The 14711-nt window shown below is 50.6% G+C and carries 17 protein-coding genes and 1 riboswitch; of the genes, 10 read left to right on the top strand and 7 right to left on the bottom strand.

Annotated features, from left to right (window positions below):
* Positions 1-289 precede the first annotated feature (289 nt).
* From J2Z70_RS25900 to J2Z70_RS25875, 6 genes are read left to right on the top strand one after another with little or no spacing between them, the layout of a single operon-like run.
* Positions 290-1018, top strand: a complete 729-nt coding sequence (locus J2Z70_RS25900; RefSeq protein WP_209877941.1) for a hypothetical protein — start codon at positions 290-292, stop codon at positions 1016-1018.
* A 52-nt stretch (positions 1019-1070) separates the two neighbouring features.
* Positions 1071-1481 (top strand): GntR family transcriptional regulator, encoded by a 411-nt coding sequence (locus tag J2Z70_RS25895; RefSeq protein ID WP_209877957.1) that lies wholly within the window; start codon positions 1071-1073, stop codon positions 1479-1481.
* Positions 1481-2410: an ATP-binding cassette domain-containing protein gene (locus J2Z70_RS25890; RefSeq protein WP_036722179.1), complete on the top strand. Its 930-nt coding sequence runs from the start codon at positions 1481-1483 to the stop codon at positions 2408-2410. Before J2Z70_RS25895 ends, J2Z70_RS25890 begins: the two co-directional genes overlap by 1 nt.
* Positions 2411-2412: 2 nt before the next feature.
* Complete coding sequence (locus J2Z70_RS25885; protein WP_036722182.1) at positions 2413-3315, top strand: ABC transporter ATP-binding protein; 903 nt, start codon at positions 2413-2415, stop codon at positions 3313-3315.
* Positions 3308-4597: an ABC transporter permease gene (locus J2Z70_RS25880; protein ID WP_209877939.1), complete on the top strand. Its 1290-nt coding sequence runs from the start codon at positions 3308-3310 to the stop codon at positions 4595-4597. Before J2Z70_RS25885 ends, J2Z70_RS25880 begins: the two co-directional genes overlap by 8 nt.
* A 40-nt stretch (positions 4598-4637) precedes the next feature.
* The gene (locus J2Z70_RS25875) at positions 4638-4838 is read left to right on the top strand and encodes a hypothetical protein (protein ID WP_209877937.1); all 201 of its coding nucleotides are present in this window, start codon (positions 4638-4640) and stop codon (positions 4836-4838) included.
* Positions 4839-4923: 85 nt separating this feature from the next.
* Here J2Z70_RS25875 and J2Z70_RS25870 read toward each other — a convergent pair whose 3' ends face one another.
* Positions 4924-5808, bottom strand: coding sequence for an AraC family transcriptional regulator (locus J2Z70_RS25870; RefSeq protein ID WP_209877935.1), 885 nt, complete (start codon positions 5806-5808; stop codon positions 4924-4926).
* Between the two features lie 148 nt (positions 5809-5956).
* On the opposite strand from J2Z70_RS25870, the gene J2Z70_RS25865 reads away from it, so the two are divergent.
* The gene (locus J2Z70_RS25865; RefSeq protein ID WP_209877933.1) at positions 5957-7615 is read left to right on the top strand and encodes a glycoside hydrolase family 43 protein; all 1659 of its coding nucleotides are present in this window, start codon (positions 5957-5959) and stop codon (positions 7613-7615) included.
* 114 nt (positions 7616-7729) lie between these two features.
* Positions 7730-7927, top strand: a complete 198-nt coding sequence (locus J2Z70_RS25860) for a hypothetical protein (RefSeq protein ID WP_036722196.1) — start codon at positions 7730-7732, stop codon at positions 7925-7927.
* Positions 7928-8187: 260 nt separating this feature from the next.
* On the opposite strand, the gene J2Z70_RS25855 is transcribed toward J2Z70_RS25860, so the two are convergent.
* The 5 genes from J2Z70_RS25855 to ytxJ form a co-directional block, all read right to left on the bottom strand.
* The gene (locus J2Z70_RS25855) at positions 8188-8754 is read right to left on the bottom strand and encodes a type II toxin-antitoxin system PemK/MazF family toxin (protein ID WP_209877930.1); all 567 of its coding nucleotides are present in this window, start codon (positions 8752-8754) and stop codon (positions 8188-8190) included.
* 217 nt (positions 8755-8971) lie between these two features.
* Positions 8972-9427 (bottom strand): hypothetical protein, encoded by a 456-nt coding sequence (locus J2Z70_RS25850; protein WP_209877928.1) that lies wholly within the window; start codon positions 9425-9427, stop codon positions 8972-8974.
* 134 nt (positions 9428-9561) lie between these two features.
* Positions 9562-9731: riboswitch (cyclic di-AMP (ydaO/yuaA leader) on the bottom strand.
* A gap of 239 nt (positions 9732-9970) precedes the next feature.
* Positions 9971-11308, bottom strand: coding sequence for a WD40 repeat domain-containing protein (locus J2Z70_RS25845; RefSeq protein WP_209877926.1), 1338 nt, complete (start codon positions 11306-11308; stop codon positions 9971-9973).
* 105 nt (positions 11309-11413) lie between these two features.
* Positions 11414-11656, bottom strand: coding sequence for a glutaredoxin family protein (locus J2Z70_RS25840; protein WP_036722203.1), 243 nt, complete (start codon positions 11654-11656; stop codon positions 11414-11416).
* The gene (gene ytxJ, locus J2Z70_RS25835; protein WP_076083788.1) at positions 11653-11979 is read right to left on the bottom strand and encodes a bacillithiol system redox-active protein YtxJ; all 327 of its coding nucleotides are present in this window, start codon (positions 11977-11979) and stop codon (positions 11653-11655) included. Before ytxJ ends, J2Z70_RS25840 begins: the two co-directional genes overlap by 4 nt.
* Positions 11980-12206: 227 nt before the next feature.
* Between ytxJ and J2Z70_RS25830 the strand changes: the two genes are divergently transcribed.
* Positions 12207-12929, top strand: a complete 723-nt coding sequence (locus J2Z70_RS25830) for an SDR family NAD(P)-dependent oxidoreductase (RefSeq protein ID WP_076083811.1) — start codon at positions 12207-12209, stop codon at positions 12927-12929.
* Between the two features lie 49 nt (positions 12930-12978).
* Positions 12979-13614 (top strand): ThuA domain-containing protein, encoded by a 636-nt coding sequence (locus J2Z70_RS25825; protein ID WP_209877925.1) that lies wholly within the window; start codon positions 12979-12981, stop codon positions 13612-13614.
* A gap of 83 nt (positions 13615-13697) precedes the next feature.
* On the opposite strand, the gene J2Z70_RS25820 is transcribed toward J2Z70_RS25825, so the two are convergent.
* Positions 13698-14612, bottom strand: coding sequence for a CHAD domain-containing protein (locus J2Z70_RS25820; RefSeq protein ID WP_209877923.1), 915 nt, complete (start codon positions 14610-14612; stop codon positions 13698-13700).
* Positions 14613-14711 lie beyond the last annotated feature (99 nt).

Raw genomic sequence — 14711 nt, 5'->3', positions numbered from 1 at the left:
GAAAAAGACGACGTCCATTCGGAGGACCGAATAGCGTCGTCTTTTTGATACGTTTTTTTACTTTTTCTAAGAACGGCTAGTTTTTCAGGAGCCTCCGCCTATGTGCGGGGTTTTTTTCGTGCGTGGAATCGAAATACTAAGAATAGTAGAGTTTTTCTGTTGACAGTGGAAAACACAGGTCATATACTGTGTATATAGATATATACAGTAAGCACACACAGATACACACTGAGGCTAGCTGATCTGCCGTCTCCTGCCGTTCAAGACGAATAAAGCGAGGTTAGAAGTTATGACAACATTAAAGCAAGCGTGGGTCATCGTACGCAGCGAATTCCACGGTGACCGCTGGAAGCTGCTGTGGGCGCTGCTGTTCTCGCTCCTGTTCATGGGATATTTTGCCGCACTGTCAGGAATGGTCATTGACGATACGCTAACAGGACATGACAAGCAGTTGCTCAGCGATATTCTGATGGTTACGATGATGCTCATGCTCACGATCACCTTCTCCCGGCGGACAATGAAGTATATCTCGGAGGATTCCTATACCCGGATGCTGGCGTATATGCGGGCGTTGCCGGTACCGGTAGCAGCTATTCTCTGTAAAAGAAAGCTGGACACCCTGCTCGCCGTTGCCATGAACAGCACGTTGTTCTTCAGCCTGATCTATCTGCTCAGCCCCGGAATACGCGCTGAACTGCCGCCTGCTTCGTATCTGGCTTTTGCTTTTACCTGGATCGGTTACAGCCTGATTGTCGCTGGCATGTACATTATCATCGAGTTCTCGGTCAGCGGCGTCATGTACTTCTGGATCATCTCAGCCGTTATGCTGCTGGCGCTGGGCGTGTCAGGACTAGTCTACCTGGCGGGAGGCAATATTCTGCTCGCCACGGTCGCTGTATCCAAGGAGTGGGGCCTATTGTCTCCCTTGATGTGGGGGGCGCTGGCACTTGGCATGCTATCGATTCAGCTATTCTCCAGATGGACGATTCACCGGCTGAAGAGCCGTGATCTCGTATGAGACGGGGCAAGGCGTTCATCCGGGGGCCGGGCCTGGAAGGCAGGTGTAAATGATGTGGATACCTATACAAATTAATGAGAACAGCGCAGAGCCGCTGTACCATCAGATCGAGACGCAGCTCAGATCGCTGATTATCTCAGGTGCGATTACAGAAGGGACGCTGCTTCCTTCCATCCGCGAATTCGCAGGTGACCTGAAGTGCAGTGTCATAACGGTCCGCCGCGTCTATCAGGATCTGGAGAACGAGGGCTTGCTGCGGACCCGGCAGGGGACGGGCACCTTCGTATCCCATATCGGGACCGGAGCCATGGAGGACTATAAGCAGGAGACCGTCCGCAAGGCGCTGGAGAGCGCCGTGGAGGCGGGACTGTCCGTCCATTGCAGCGAAGAGGAACTAACCAGGCTGTTCACAGAGATCGTGAAGAACAAATACGGGAAGCAGGCAGAAAGAGGGGGAAGCTGATGGGACAGCAAGCCATAGAACTGCGGGATGTATGGAAGAAGCGGCGCAACAAGACCATCGGGCCGATGAATCTCCGGCTGCCGCAAGGATATATTACAGCGCTGGTGGGCCAGAACGGCGCGGGCAAAAGCACGCTGCTGAATATGCTCCTGCAGCTGATTTTGCCGGATGAAGGGGAGATCCGCTGGTATGAAGAGACTTACCGCGGTGTGCTGCCGATGGAGCTCCGCCAGAGCATCGCTTACGTGCCGGAGATGCCCCAGCCTGAGGAGAACTTCTGGACACCCGGTGAGGCGGCCGCCTTCCGCAGCCATTGGTATCCTTCCTGGGACCAGAGCTACTTCGAGGAGCTGGTCCGCAAGTTTGAAGTGCCAGAGAATGCCAGACTGGGTAAAATGTCCAAGGGCGAGCGCCGCAAGTTCGAGCTTGCCGCCGCCCTCGCGGTGAAGCCCCGGCTGCTGCTGCTGGATGAGCCGTCTTCGGGCCTGGACCCTTTTGCCTGGAAGATCATGATTGAGACGCTGCAGAGATACATGGATGAACACGAGGCCACGATTGTCATCTCGACCCATATTGTTGAAGAAGTCCGGCGGCTGGCGGATTATATCGTGCTGATGCACCAGGGGCAGCTGCTGGGAATGACCGAGAAGGACAGTCTGTTTGGTTCATGGAGTGAAATATGGGTTCAAATTGAGGGAGAGCAGGCGCTGCAGGAGCTGGCAGCCGAGCTGCCGCAAGCGCTGGAGCTGAAGCTGGAAACGCCGGGTGTAGCTTCATTTTTAACCCAGCAAATTTATCTGTATGAGAAACGCATTCACGATTTGGGCGTAAAGGTACTCAAGAGCCGCAGCCTGGAGCTGGATGAAATCCTAAGCTTATGGACCCGGGGACATCGTCCGGTTCTGATTGACCAGAAGAGAGGGGAATAAGAATGGAAGCATTGCAGTTGAAGCAGGTAGTGAAGCAGTACGGTGAGAAGACGGCCGTCAACGGAATCAGTCTAAAGGTGGAGCAAGGCGAGATTTACGGTCTGCTGGGTGCCAACGGCGCCGGCAAAACAACGACCATGCGCATGGTGCTCGGCCTGATCTATCCCGACGAAGGGAGCATCCTGTATAACGGCAAGCCGTATAGTAAGGAGCTTCAGCATCTGATGGGCTATCTGCCGGAAGAACGGGGATTATATCCGAAGGTCAAGGTAAGCGATCAGATTATCTATCTGGCTCAGCTGCGGGGGATGTCCGCGAGTGAAGCGGATAAGAGCCTGAAGTACTGGCTGGAGCGCTTCGATGTACCGGAATATTACAATAAGAAGATTGAAGAGCTGTCCAAGGGAAATCAGCAAAAGATGGGCTTCGTCGCCGCTGTGGTCCATAAGCCGAAGATTCTGATCCTGGATGAAGCCTTCAGCGGCCTCGATCCGGTCAATGTGGAGCTGCTGAAGGATACCGTCAGAGAGATGCGGGATCTGGGAACGAGCATTCTGTTCTCTACGCACCGCATGGAGCATGTTGAGGAATTATGCCGGAATATCACGATTCTTGACCGCTCGAACACCGTGGTTCAGGGAGATATCCGTGAGATCAAGAAGGGGTATCCGCGGGAAGAAGTTGTACTGCGCACCGCCGGGGAAGTGAACGGACTTGCCGAGCTTGCCGGAGTTACTGGAGTGCAGCGGCAGGAGCGCGGGTATGTTTTAACCATCAATGACCTGGGAGCGGCGCAGCGCATTCTTCAACTGGCTGTGGCTCAAGGCGAGGTCGAGCATTTCGAGATTAAGGAACCGACGCTAAACCAAATCTTTATCAGAGCGGTGGGTGAATCCAATGAATAAAATGGCAACTATTATCGGCTTCACATTCAAGAACAAGGTAAGAACGAAATCCTTCATGATTACTACCCTGATCCTGGTGCTTCTGCTGAGCATTGGGATGAATATTCCTTATCTAATCAAAGTGTTCAACGGAGAAGACGGTACCAAGGACGCGACACAGATCGGAGTCGTTGCCGAGCAGGGCTTCCGGCCTGCCGAGCTGCTGCTCGCTTATACTCCGCCGGCTGAAGCCGAAGATAAAGTCGTATTTACCGCTTATCCTTCCGCTGAGGATGCTGCGCTTAAGCAGGGGCTGGAGGATGAGAAGATCGAGGGATACCTCACCTTCGCCGCAGAGGGCAGTGAAGGGGTGCCTCCGGTAACGTATCACAGCAAAGACGGAGAGATCGACAGCGAATTAAAAACGAATCTGCAAGCTGCTCTGCAGCAGGTGAATACCGGCCTGATTGTCGGCGACAAGCTGACCGAGAGCCAGGTGGCGGCGATCTTTGCTCCGGTGTCGATTGATACCGCACAGCTAAGTACTGACGGGGCTGTAGGTAGCGCAGATCAGGATCAATCCAAACCCATTATCAACTATGTGATTGTCTATATCCTCCTGATTCTGTTCTTCATGTCGGTGATGATGACCGGCAACATGATCTCGGCCGAGATTACCTCGGAGAAAAGCTCGCGCATTATGGAGATTCTCATCACCAGCGCCTCACCATTGACCCAGATGTTCGGCAAGGTCATCGGAATCTTCCTCGTTGGACTAATGCAGATCGCCATTATCTCGGCTGCCATCGCCGTCAACCTGATGCTGCCGCATAATTCCACGATCCTGAGCGATTTCGATCTGAATCTGGGACAGCTTAATGTCAGCATGATTGTCTATGGATTCATCCTGTATATCCTGGGCTACTTCCTGTACGCCCTGATGTATGCTGCTGTCGGCTCCATTGTCAGCCGGACAGAGGATCTGGGGCAGGCCGTGATGCCGGTCATGATGTTGGGCTTCGTCAGCTTCTATCTGCCGCTGTTCAGCATCTCGAACCCAGATACGCTGCTGGTGAAGGTAGCGAGCTTCGTACCATTCACCTCTTCGCTCAGCCTGCTGCTGCGGATCGGAGTCGGGGAGGTCGCCTTCTGGGAGATCATGGTCTCGCTGGCGATCCTGCTGGCGACAACCTTCCTCTTCGGCTGGCTCGCCGCCAAGATCTACCGCACCGGCGTCCTGATGTACGGCAAGCGCCCTAGCATCAAAGAGATCAGAAAAGCGATGAAGGCTTATAAAATCTAAGATTATATACAAAATAAAAACCTGCTAAGGAGTGTCTAACATGATTAAAAAACAATTCAAAAACCAACAGGCATCGACGCTGTTCCTGGCCTCACTCGCAGCCATTGCTGCCAGCCAAGTGATTCAACCAAACGGAAGCAACGTAATGGATTTCTCGCAAGGATTGCTGTTAGGCATGGGCCTTGTGGGGATGATGATGACGCTTGTGACCCTGGGTAAATCTAAGAAACGTAGCGAATAAGACGAAGTTGTAGCTAATCCAAGCTCATCCGTAATTACGGGTGGGCTTTTTTGTTGATGGCCCCATAAAGGCAGATGGGTGTTTGCTATACACCATTATTTTTACGATAGTCGGAGGGGTTGATTCCTGTCCATCTTTTAAATTGTCTGCTGAAGTGAGAGAGGTTCTTGTAACCTAAACGACTTGAAATCTCATTTAAAGATATCCTGGGCTGCTGGAGTAGTATTTTTGCTTCCTGCAGCTTTAAGTCGGATAGATAGGTGCGGGGCGACATTTTATATATTTTTTGAAATACCTCTAATCCATAGTTGGGGCTGATCCCAAGCGAAGCAATGATGGGCTGGATGTGAATGGTGTAATCTGAATTTCCCTGGGTGCAATTTTTCTTAAAAGCCCTCTTGATGGCTTCGGCAATTTCTTTGGCATACTTTGCAGTGGTCATGGATTCGTTAGCATGTATCCCCGTCTGTACCGGCTGGATATCTACAAGCACCTCCAATAACTCGAACAAGACCATTTGTGCTTTTAGCTTTGCTTTGGTGAACGACAACTCAGGCTCATGCAGAATATCGATCCATTTTTGAAGGCATTTTTTCAGCTGGCTATGATACAAATGGGAGGGTTTATAGACCCAGTCACAGTTCTTCATAATTCTCATCCGTAAGGAAGGCTCGTCTATATCAAAATGAGCGCAGAAATAGGTCATTGATGTAGCGGAAATGCATTTATTCGTATGCTCGAACCCAGGCGGAATCAGCAGAATATCATCACTGCTCACAATGAATGGTTCATGATCTATCCTAGTCTCTTGAGCCCCATCCAGCACAATTAGAATCTCAAAGGCATGGTGGGATTCTGTAGTCATGCTCCAATCGGCAGGAACGGTCTGTGTATGTGCGCCAAAAAAGCGTATATTCCAATCAATGCGCGGCAGCAGCAGCGTCTGTGCACCTGTGAGATAGCTATTCATATGTTCCAATTTGCAGCACCTGCCTTTGATTTGGGTAAATCTAGCCGTAATCATCCCATCGCATAAGTACGTTAGTAGTTATTATAATATACATAGACACCAAGAAAAGGGTAAATAATATGGCTAAACAGCGAAGGGAAGCAGAGAAATGACGAAGATTAATAATCCTATTATCCCTGGAATGGCACCAGATCCATCTATTATAAGAGTGGGTGATGTGTATTATATTGCGACATCCTCGTTCCATTGGAATCCCGGCGTTCAAATTTTCAAATCAACCGATTTAGCGAATTGGGAGCTGACTGCCTCCGTATTAAATAAAGGTGAAGTGAATTTGAGGGGGACCAATACTCCGGCCGGGATCTGGGCGCCGCATCTATCCTACGATCCTAGGGCGAAGCGGTATTGGTTAGCCTATTCGCATATGTTGAACATGGCAGGCCGTGAATTTAACTCGGATTCCTATGCCATGTGGGCAGAAGATATCCATGGACCCTGGTCGGAGCCCATCTATCTGACATCTATAGGCTTCGATCCGGCGCTCTTCCATGATGAAGATGGCAAACACTATGTGTCCATTCTTGAATGGGAGACCCGTGAAGGGTATCAGGCGCCTGGACATATTGTGATCGCTGAATTTGATTTGAATGAGGGTAAGATAGTTGGACAATGGCACCGGGTGACGCAAGGCTTTACCAGCCGCGGCTGTGCTGAAGCACCGCAAATTTATAAGTATAAAGATAAATACTATCTTTTATTAGCTGCGGGCGGAACGGGCTATGCTCATGGTGTTGAGCTGGGACGTTCGGAGAATATTTTTGGTCCCTATGAACCGCATCCGTCGGGAGAGCCGATCATCACCTCCTCGCCGCGGCATCTATTTTCACTTGGCAATCCGGATGCCGGGCATTTTGAGATGTATAATCCAAGTTCAATTATGCAAAAAGCAGGTCACGGCTCATTAGTGCAAACTCAAACAGGCGAATGGTATATTGCTCATCTCATGTCACGGCCTGTGGAAGGAACGCTCTTAAATCCATTAGGCCGTGAAACCTCTATTCAAAAAATGCATTGGACAGAGGATGGCTGGCTGGAAATGAAGGATGGATCGAATGTGGCGAAAATGGAAGTTGAGGGGATGACAGGTGTTGAATTAGAGGCCGATGGAATCTCTCATAACGTATTTGATGATTTTAATCAGGAGAAATATGATCTTCATTTTCTGACTCCGTACCGGGACCAGCAAGCGGCATGGGTGAATACGGTTGAACGTCCGGGTTACTTACGCATTCATGGAGAGAATTCTTTGTTCTCGCAGATCCATCCGGCGATTATGGCCACACGCGCAACTTCCCTTCATTATGAAGTTCAAACCAAGGTGGAATTTCATCCCGATCACTACTCGGAAACGGCCGGTCTGGGGCTATACTATGATTCGAATAATTGGCTGTACGTTCACTTGACCCACTCCGAATCAGAGGGCACCGTTCTATACGTACTTCAGGCCAAGCTGGGGCAACGCATTGAGCTGGTCCACCATTACATTCCAGTCCCTGAAGACACAGCGGAGCTCAAGATTATCTATCATTCAGGCATCGCGAGTATCCTTTACCGTTTCGGGGATAACGGGGATTGGCAAGCTTTTGTAGAAAACATTGATGTACTCTATCTGTCGGATGAAGGCGTGAACGGGGAGCCGGGGGAGATTGGAGGATTTACAGGCTTGTTCAATTTCATCGGTTCCGTTGATGCCCACCAGCATGACTCCTTCGCTGATTTTGACTACTATGGAGTGAAGAATTACTAGCCAAGGACGCCATACGTTCTTCCGCCTGGGTGTGCCCGGAGCCGTGGTGAACTGGTGAAAACGCCGGAGATGGTGTACCTTAGTAGTATTAGTCTTTAGGAGTGGTGAAGTGTTGTGAAGAAAAGTAGACAAACCCCCGTGCTGGTCGCGGCCTCGATCCTGCTGATTATTATCAGCAGCCTGATCCCGTCGGATCAATCGACTTGGCTGGGGGCGTTACAGACCCTTCTGCTGGGAGCCGGCCTGCTCGGCTGCTGTATGGCTTTTTGGCGGTTTGCCAAGGGCGGCAAGGGTGGTAAGGGCAAGGGCTGAGTTCTATTTAACAGAACGGCTGACAGAAACAGGATTCTATGTTTTGGAGTAAGCAGAAGATTATTCTTAATTTATGGAGAAGACAAGGCCCCTGATGCAAGCATCAGGGGCCTTAAGGACTCCTCAAGGGAATCAGTGTATGTTTACTGCTAATTGCAATGGGTTCCTAGCTAGTTATAAAGCCGAAACCAGTGTTGTTGGTACAGTACATTATTATATTACGGAATAGTATATAATGCAACAAAGAATGAAAAATAGGCTTAACGATTAGTCCGGTTTAATCCTTTGGTAGTGAACCTTTGTTTAATTTTATCATATAATCGGCGTAATTCTGGAGTAGGAACAAAAATAATCTGATCTCCAGATCGTACGGGTGCACTAATTCGTATTTTGCTAATGGCTCTAATTTGGCTAACTGTAGCAATACTTTTAGTGTCAGCGGGGTACCTACTTAAGGCATTAATACCAGGAATAACACCTAAATCTACATCATTAAAGTGAACAGCTTTCGTTGGTTTAGAAGATCCTAAAGGCACTACAACAACAATAGGTGAAGTTTTAGCGTTGTCTTCAACCACTACGGCATAATGGCTGCCGCCATGTTCAGAGCCTGGGTTATATCCGAGCTCAATAGACACAATGGATCCAGCTTCATACTTTATGGTATCCGTTACAGGATTAAAGGTTTGTTCCTTGATCAAATAATCGCTGTATAGCTTTAGCCATTCGGTAATTAGGGTTTGTTGTTTAGAATTTAGTGATTGAACTACATTCTTCAAATTTTCTAGTGTGTGATCAAGATCTGATTTAGCTTGTCCATTCGTCAAATGATTACCCCCATTAAGTATGTATTTCCAACAATTTCAATAATAAAAGTATTGGGAAAGAAAGTCATCACTGTTCTGCGTATCAGAGAAAAACAAAAAAAGCCCTGCCGCAATCAATGCAAACAGAGGCTGTTATATTTGAAACCAATTCCGCCACATCCAACTCATTCCGCCGCACTCATTCCTATATCCCGCGTATCCCGCATTATTCCCAGTCTCAACCTGCCGAAGGGCGGTGCACAGCAGGCAAGGCTGAATGGGCGGCTGCCATCTGTTCGCGTATTCCTCTGAGCCGGGCCTTGAGCTCGGGGATGCTGCACTCCAGAATCTGGCTAATGTCGGACAGGGGGAGCTGGATGCCGTACCATAAGGCACTGGCAACGTGATCGTCCCAGCTCAGCGGCGCAGAAGCGCAGCGGCTGCGGTCGTGGGCGAGCATGGCACACTGGCGGATGCACTCTCTGTAGGCAGCCGCAGCAGCGGCGTCCCCTGAGAGGCGGCCCTTCAGCCATAGTGGATGGAGTGCCACGAAGGTGGCGGTTGCAGCTTGTTCGGCGCGGACGCCTTGCTCCAGCAGCAGGCAGCTAAGCGCATAGACGGGACCGCTATATTGCTGGGTGTAGTGGTTGAATCCGGCAGCGGCGGTTAGTTTGGGCGATAAGGGGTCAGGCATGTGGTCACGTTCCTTCCTGAATCTATACTGTGCAGTTCATTCCAGCGCGCAAAAAACCGCAGGCAGAGGAGGACCTCTGCCTGCGGTTGTGGGTAACAGGCTTAAGACGCCTGGCACAAAAGCGTGGCGGATCAGGGCTCTCTCTTGGCGCTTACGAGGTTAGCTGTCGGATTCGGACGGTGAGAGTCGCCCTACCTGCCGGAGACCTGCGCGTGGCATTCTCCTTCGGATTCACCCCAAGTCGGCCTGACGGCCGGATGGTTCCCCCGTTTTCCACATGACGGAAATTCAGCGTGCATGCATATGCTCATTTTCATGAATGCATTCATTTGCTTTCAACACGAATCATACTCTCTTCAGAGGGGGTTTGTAAAAATGGAAAAGAGTGCTATTCGCCTTATTTTCAGCAAATGGCTGAATGGCTGTGCATAGGGAAGCCAAAACACCTATATGTAGCAGATTATCTGCCATTTATCTCGCTCAAGCGCTGTTTTTTATTTTTGGCAGACGACGGTGGGGAAGAAGGGTTCTCCATGTATCAGCTCACCACCAAAGCGGCTCATTCTGATTCTTCCAGGCAATAATCCGCTTCACCTCACGAACGGTTCCTGTTGTAATCTCATAGTCGCTGCGTTCAGTGGCATGAAGGTCCAGGAAATGCAGCATCCCTCCATAAGTCCCCACGGCCAGCATGGTCTCATCCGGATCGACAGCTAATCCAGAAATGGTGCTTCCGGCGTAATAACGCCACAGCTCCCGCCCCTCTACATCAATGAGCCTCAAGTAGCCATAGGCATCGCCAATGACAACACCGTCCTTCAGTGCCGCCGCCGCATATACCCGGGCTTCCTCGTTAACGACCGGATATTCCTGATCGGACGGGAGCTTTCCTGCTTCCGCATCTTCAAGGGACACAGCAAGGGTAACGCCATTATAGAAGTGGCAGGCATTGTACCATACGCTATGCTGGTCCTTCGTAAATATAGTATAGTGCGGGTAACTGGATTCCGGATTGAATAAGTGAACCTGCCCTGAAGTTGTGTCATATAAAAGATGATCACTGCCCTGGCTGCCATAGGCAATCCATCTTCCATCCGGAGAAACGGCACCATGCGGCATGTCGATCTCGATATGCTCCATCTCATCTGCTTTATATTCTTCGAGATCAGGATGCAGCAGCTTCACCTCCCATAGCTTCTCCTTCTCCTGCGATTGCTGGACCAGGAAAATCCCCTGGCTCGTAACAAGCAATAACGCTTGGCCCCCGTTAAAAGGAATGACTTGCTCCAAGGGTAACTCCTGATCCAGGCTGTCTATGTTCAAAACAGTAAACTCCGGGTCCAGCGCTTGAATCGTGCCATTCAGCTCACGCCAGGAGAGATTTGCTACAACTTTTCCTTGTAGAGTGCTGTTCATGGATTGCATAATGGTAATGCCTTGAGTTCCGGCGAGTGCATAGAACTGATTGTCAGGAGATGCCCCAACCAGGCTAAACTCGTCGAATACGGAAATAACATCCTTATGTACTGCCAAAACTGCATTCTTCTCCCAAGGTGAGCCGGTGCTGAACACCACAGCATCATCACTGATGAAATGGATACCGCGAATCGCCTGCATCTCCTTCTGGAAGTGCCCGGAGAGCGGCCACGTTGCCGCCGGTAGTTGCTCCCGCAGCTCAGCAATCTCACCGTGTTCATTGGCTCCCCGAATCATCTTATAGATTTTGGCGGCGAGGCCCCCGCGTGTATCCTCTGCGGGTTCTTTTCCCGCTTTGTCCCAGCCTTCCGTCAGTCCCTTATGTACGAATTGATTGACGTTGCTCACATAACGCTGTCCTTCTTCACGCCATTTGGCGGCATGCTCATCCTGTAGCCACTTCAAAGGATCAATCCTCCTTGTCCAGATATATATAAATATACAATTATTTCATCGATGAATCGCAAAAAAAAGGCGCTGCTCCTGTTGAGGACAGCACCTTTGTGTATATTACAGAACAGCAGCATCCATAAGCTCCTGAAGCTCAGGGAGATTGAAGCCCTTGACCGCCCGGTCCCCGGATACGGTGACTGGAATGCCCATGAAGCCCAGCTTCTCCACTTCCTCCTGATAGACGGAGCTGGTCATCACATCCCGGACCTCGAAGGGAATGCCCTTGCTCTCCAGCAGCTGTTTGACCTGATTGCACTCGCCGCAGCCGGAGGTTGAATAGACAATTACGTTCGCGCTCATTGTTCCACTGCTTCCTTTATCGCTTTTTGGGTAATCTTCCAGTGTGAGGTGTTCCAGCGGACTTCGCTGTCCTCCAGCAGGAAAATCTGCGGGGATTCATGCTTGATCCCGAAATCCTCAGCAATCTGATTGGAGACAGGACGGTCTTCGATCACATGGACCACGGCTGCAGGAGTATCTGAATGCTGTGTATAGGCCTGGAACTCCTCGTTGGCCTTGGCGCTGATCGGGCAGGTGGTGCTGTGCTTGAAGAGCAGTTTTTTGCCAGGCTGCCCGATATATTGCTGTAATTCTTCCTTAGTGTGGATTTGTTGAATAGACATCGTAGGATCACCTTCCTGGGTAAGAGTTAATGAAACCTGTTGTCAACAATTGTGTTGTTAACAACTATTAATCATGATTGTAGCATAGTTCAAAATTAAAGCAAAAGTAAAGTTCTGCTTAGCCTGCCCTCCCTTGCAGGATGTTGTTAACGGCCTGCAGCCATGCTAATGTGAGAGGGATGGACCTAGGCTCGTAGCATAATTATGCAGATAGGAGGGGGGAGCTCATGAAAAGGGTTGCCTGTGTTACCGGTGCTGACCGTGGACTGGGATTATGCCTCGTTCGTTCTCTTTTGGAGAGTAAATACATGGTGTTTGCCGGACAGTATTTGCCGGACCCTGCGCTACTTGAAGCTTTGAAAGCGCAATACCCGGATAGCCTGAAGCTGGTTCCTCTTGATATCGGCAGTGCAGGGAGCGTAAAGGAGGCCGCGCGGAGTATTGCCGGAAGTACAGGGCACCTTGATATGATTATCAATAACGCAGGGATTATCCACAAGTCTGATGATGCAACAGTGCTCGTGGATATGGATGATGAAGCTATGGCGGAGATTTATAACGTGAACACGCTGGGTGCGCTGAGGGTGAGCAATGCATTGATGGGCTTACTGCTGCAAGGCCGCCAGCGTCTGGTGGTTAATATCTCGTCGGAGGCCGGAAGCATCGGGCGGAACAAGCGGATCAATATGTATGGCTACTGTATGTCGAAGGCCGCGCTTAATATGCAGTCTTCGCTGCTGCACAATCACCTGCGTGCGATGGGCGGACAAGTGCTGGTCTTCCATCCCGGCTGGCTGCAGACCTATATGAACGGGGAGAAGGATGCAGAGGCGCCTGTAACTCCTGAAGAATCAGCAGGCAAGATTATGACGATCGTTCATAACCACAAGATGTATCTGGCCGAAGAACCGGCTTATATCGATCTGGACGGCAATCTCTGGCCCTGGTGACACGAACATTCAGGACAGGCTAACTTGGCAAAAGAGAGGTGTGTGTAGCATGTCTTCATACAAAGCATTGGCGTTCGGCAGCTATACTGAAGTGAAATATCATCCCTTCGAGGGGGTAGACCGTGAGCTGGAGCAGCTCCTTGAGCCGGAGCTTCAGGTGGTCTCTACGGAGGATTACGGACGGATGAACCAGGCAGAGCTGGCAGAATGCAGGCTGGTGGTCTCCTATACGGAATTCTCAGAGGAGCAGTTACCCGCTGCGCAGAGCGGAGCCTTGCTTGCTTATGTGGCTGGCGGCGGCGGGCTGCTTGTCGTGCATAACGGCATATCTCTGCAGCGTAATCAGGAACTTGGGGCGATGCTCGGTGCCCGGTTCACCCATCATCCGGCGTTCACGACGCTTCAGATGAAGGTGACTGCGCCGGAGCACCCGATTATGGAGGGGAGCTCTGATTTTGTCATAGAGGACGAGCCTTACTATTTCGAGCAGCATCCCTACTTCAAGACAACGGTGCTGGCCGAATATCCGCATGACGGGGCGATGAGACCGGCGGCATGGTGCCATCCCTTCGGCGAAGGCCGGGTGGTCTATCTGATGCCTGGGCACCATCTGCCTTCCTTCTCTTCAGAGCCGCTGCGACGGATGATCCGCAGAGGCGGATTATGGGCTGCCGGAATGCTATAGTACGTGGCGCTTATGAACAAAGGCAGGATACCGCTTGGATAACATGCGGCGTCCTGCCTTTGTTCATAGGATGTATGGGATGATCAGGTATGATGCCCTATTTTGGGGGGCTTAGCCTCAGCAACAGGGACGACCCCGTTCTGATGAAGAGCCTCCAGTACCTCTGCCCGCAGCGTATCGGTGAAGGCAGTCCAGACTTTTTTGCCGACATCCAGCTCTTCGCGTCCAATCGATTGCAGCGTCTCAAGCCATACCCGCTTGTCATTAATGAGTCCGAGCTGGTCCTGGATGTCCTTATAGAAGGCTTCATGGGCATGGAATTTCTGATCCAGCGCAAAAGCGGCCGCATTCGCCGTATACCGCAATTCCTTGGCGGCGATCCTCAGCTCATGAAGAGCTTCAAAGGCTTCTTTTGATTCAGCTTGAGGACCCTTGAATAAGGTCTTGCAGGCTTTTTTCTTCTGTTCAAAGGCGACTTCAAGCTCGCGCATGGCGACATTGGCGTCTTTTTTGGCAGCGAGGGGCTCTAGCCCTGTCTCGATAAAAGGTGTCCATAGCGCTTCGAGCGCTTGGCCGGACAGCTTGGGCAGTGCCTTCCTCAGCTTCTTGCGGGCGGCCTTCCGTGTATCCTTCTGGTGTTCGATTACCGCCTTCAGCAGCTTGGCAGTCTTCTTATCACCAGCAGCCTTCGCTGCCTTGCGCCGGGCTTCAAACGACCCAATCAGCACATCTGCATCACGGACTCTGCCGAGCTTCTTCTGGGCCTGCTTGAAGCTGTCATACAAGTCTGCCGTTGCAGTATGGCCCGGATCAAGAATGGACAACAGGGTCAGCAGCTTGCGGCTATTGACTCTGGCCTGATGAATATCCTCATCGTTGAACTCTTTGCGAGCCTCCTTGCTGTAGTCCTGAAAATGAATGTACAGCTTGCTCATTGCCTGTTCCCATTGCCTGAATTTGCTTAGTTGCCTGTCTTTTGCCTGTGGTTCGGTTGTCATGCAGCATCACTCCTAGAGGTTGTGTATAGCATGAGCTTATGCGCGAATCTTATGGCTGGTATATTCTTCTTCACTACATTAAGGATAACGGGTTCGCTT

Source organism: Paenibacillus silagei (genome assembly GCF_017874735.1).
GTDB lineage: Bacteria > Bacillota > Bacilli > Paenibacillales > Paenibacillaceae > Paenibacillus_AQ > Paenibacillus_AQ silagei.
The sequence above is the reverse complement of the archived record's forward strand: the minus strand, read 5'-3'. Positions and strand labels throughout refer to the sequence as shown.

Coding starts and splice junctions, on each gene's coding strand:
- J2Z70_RS25840 (WP_036722203.1), bottom strand. CDS start 11,656: ATGAGCGCGAACGTAATTGTCTATTCAACCTCCGGCTGCGGCGAGTGC.
- J2Z70_RS25865 (WP_209877933.1), top strand. CDS start 5,957: ATGACGAAGATTAATAATCCTATTATCCCTGGAATGGCACCAGATCCA.
- J2Z70_RS25880 (WP_209877939.1), top strand. CDS start 3,308: ATGAATAAAATGGCAACTATTATCGGCTTCACATTCAAGAACAAGGTA.
- J2Z70_RS25885 (WP_036722182.1), top strand. CDS start 2,413: ATGGAAGCATTGCAGTTGAAGCAGGTAGTGAAGCAGTACGGTGAGAAG.
- J2Z70_RS25830 (WP_076083811.1), top strand. CDS start 12,207: ATGAAAAGGGTTGCCTGTGTTACCGGTGCTGACCGTGGACTGGGATTA.
- J2Z70_RS25820 (WP_209877923.1), bottom strand. CDS start 14,612: ATGACAACCGAACCACAGGCAAAAGACAGGCAACTAAGCAAATTCAGG.
- ytxJ (WP_076083788.1), bottom strand. CDS start 11,979: ATGTCTATTCAACAAATCCACACTAAGGAAGAATTACAGCAATATATC.
- J2Z70_RS25850 (WP_209877928.1), bottom strand. CDS start 9,427: ATGCCTGACCCCTTATCGCCCAAACTAACCGCCGCTGCCGGATTCAAC.
- J2Z70_RS25895 (WP_209877957.1), top strand. CDS start 1,071: ATGTGGATACCTATACAAATTAATGAGAACAGCGCAGAGCCGCTGTAC.
- J2Z70_RS25900 (WP_209877941.1), top strand. CDS start 290: ATGACAACATTAAAGCAAGCGTGGGTCATCGTACGCAGCGAATTCCAC.
- J2Z70_RS25890 (WP_036722179.1), top strand. CDS start 1,481: ATGGGACAGCAAGCCATAGAACTGCGGGATGTATGGAAGAAGCGGCGC.
- J2Z70_RS25825 (WP_209877925.1), top strand. CDS start 12,979: ATGTCTTCATACAAAGCATTGGCGTTCGGCAGCTATACTGAAGTGAAA.
- J2Z70_RS25875 (WP_209877937.1), top strand. CDS start 4,638: ATGATTAAAAAACAATTCAAAAACCAACAGGCATCGACGCTGTTCCTG.
- J2Z70_RS25870 (WP_209877935.1), bottom strand. CDS start 5,808: ATGAATAGCTATCTCACAGGTGCACAGACGCTGCTGCTGCCGCGCATT.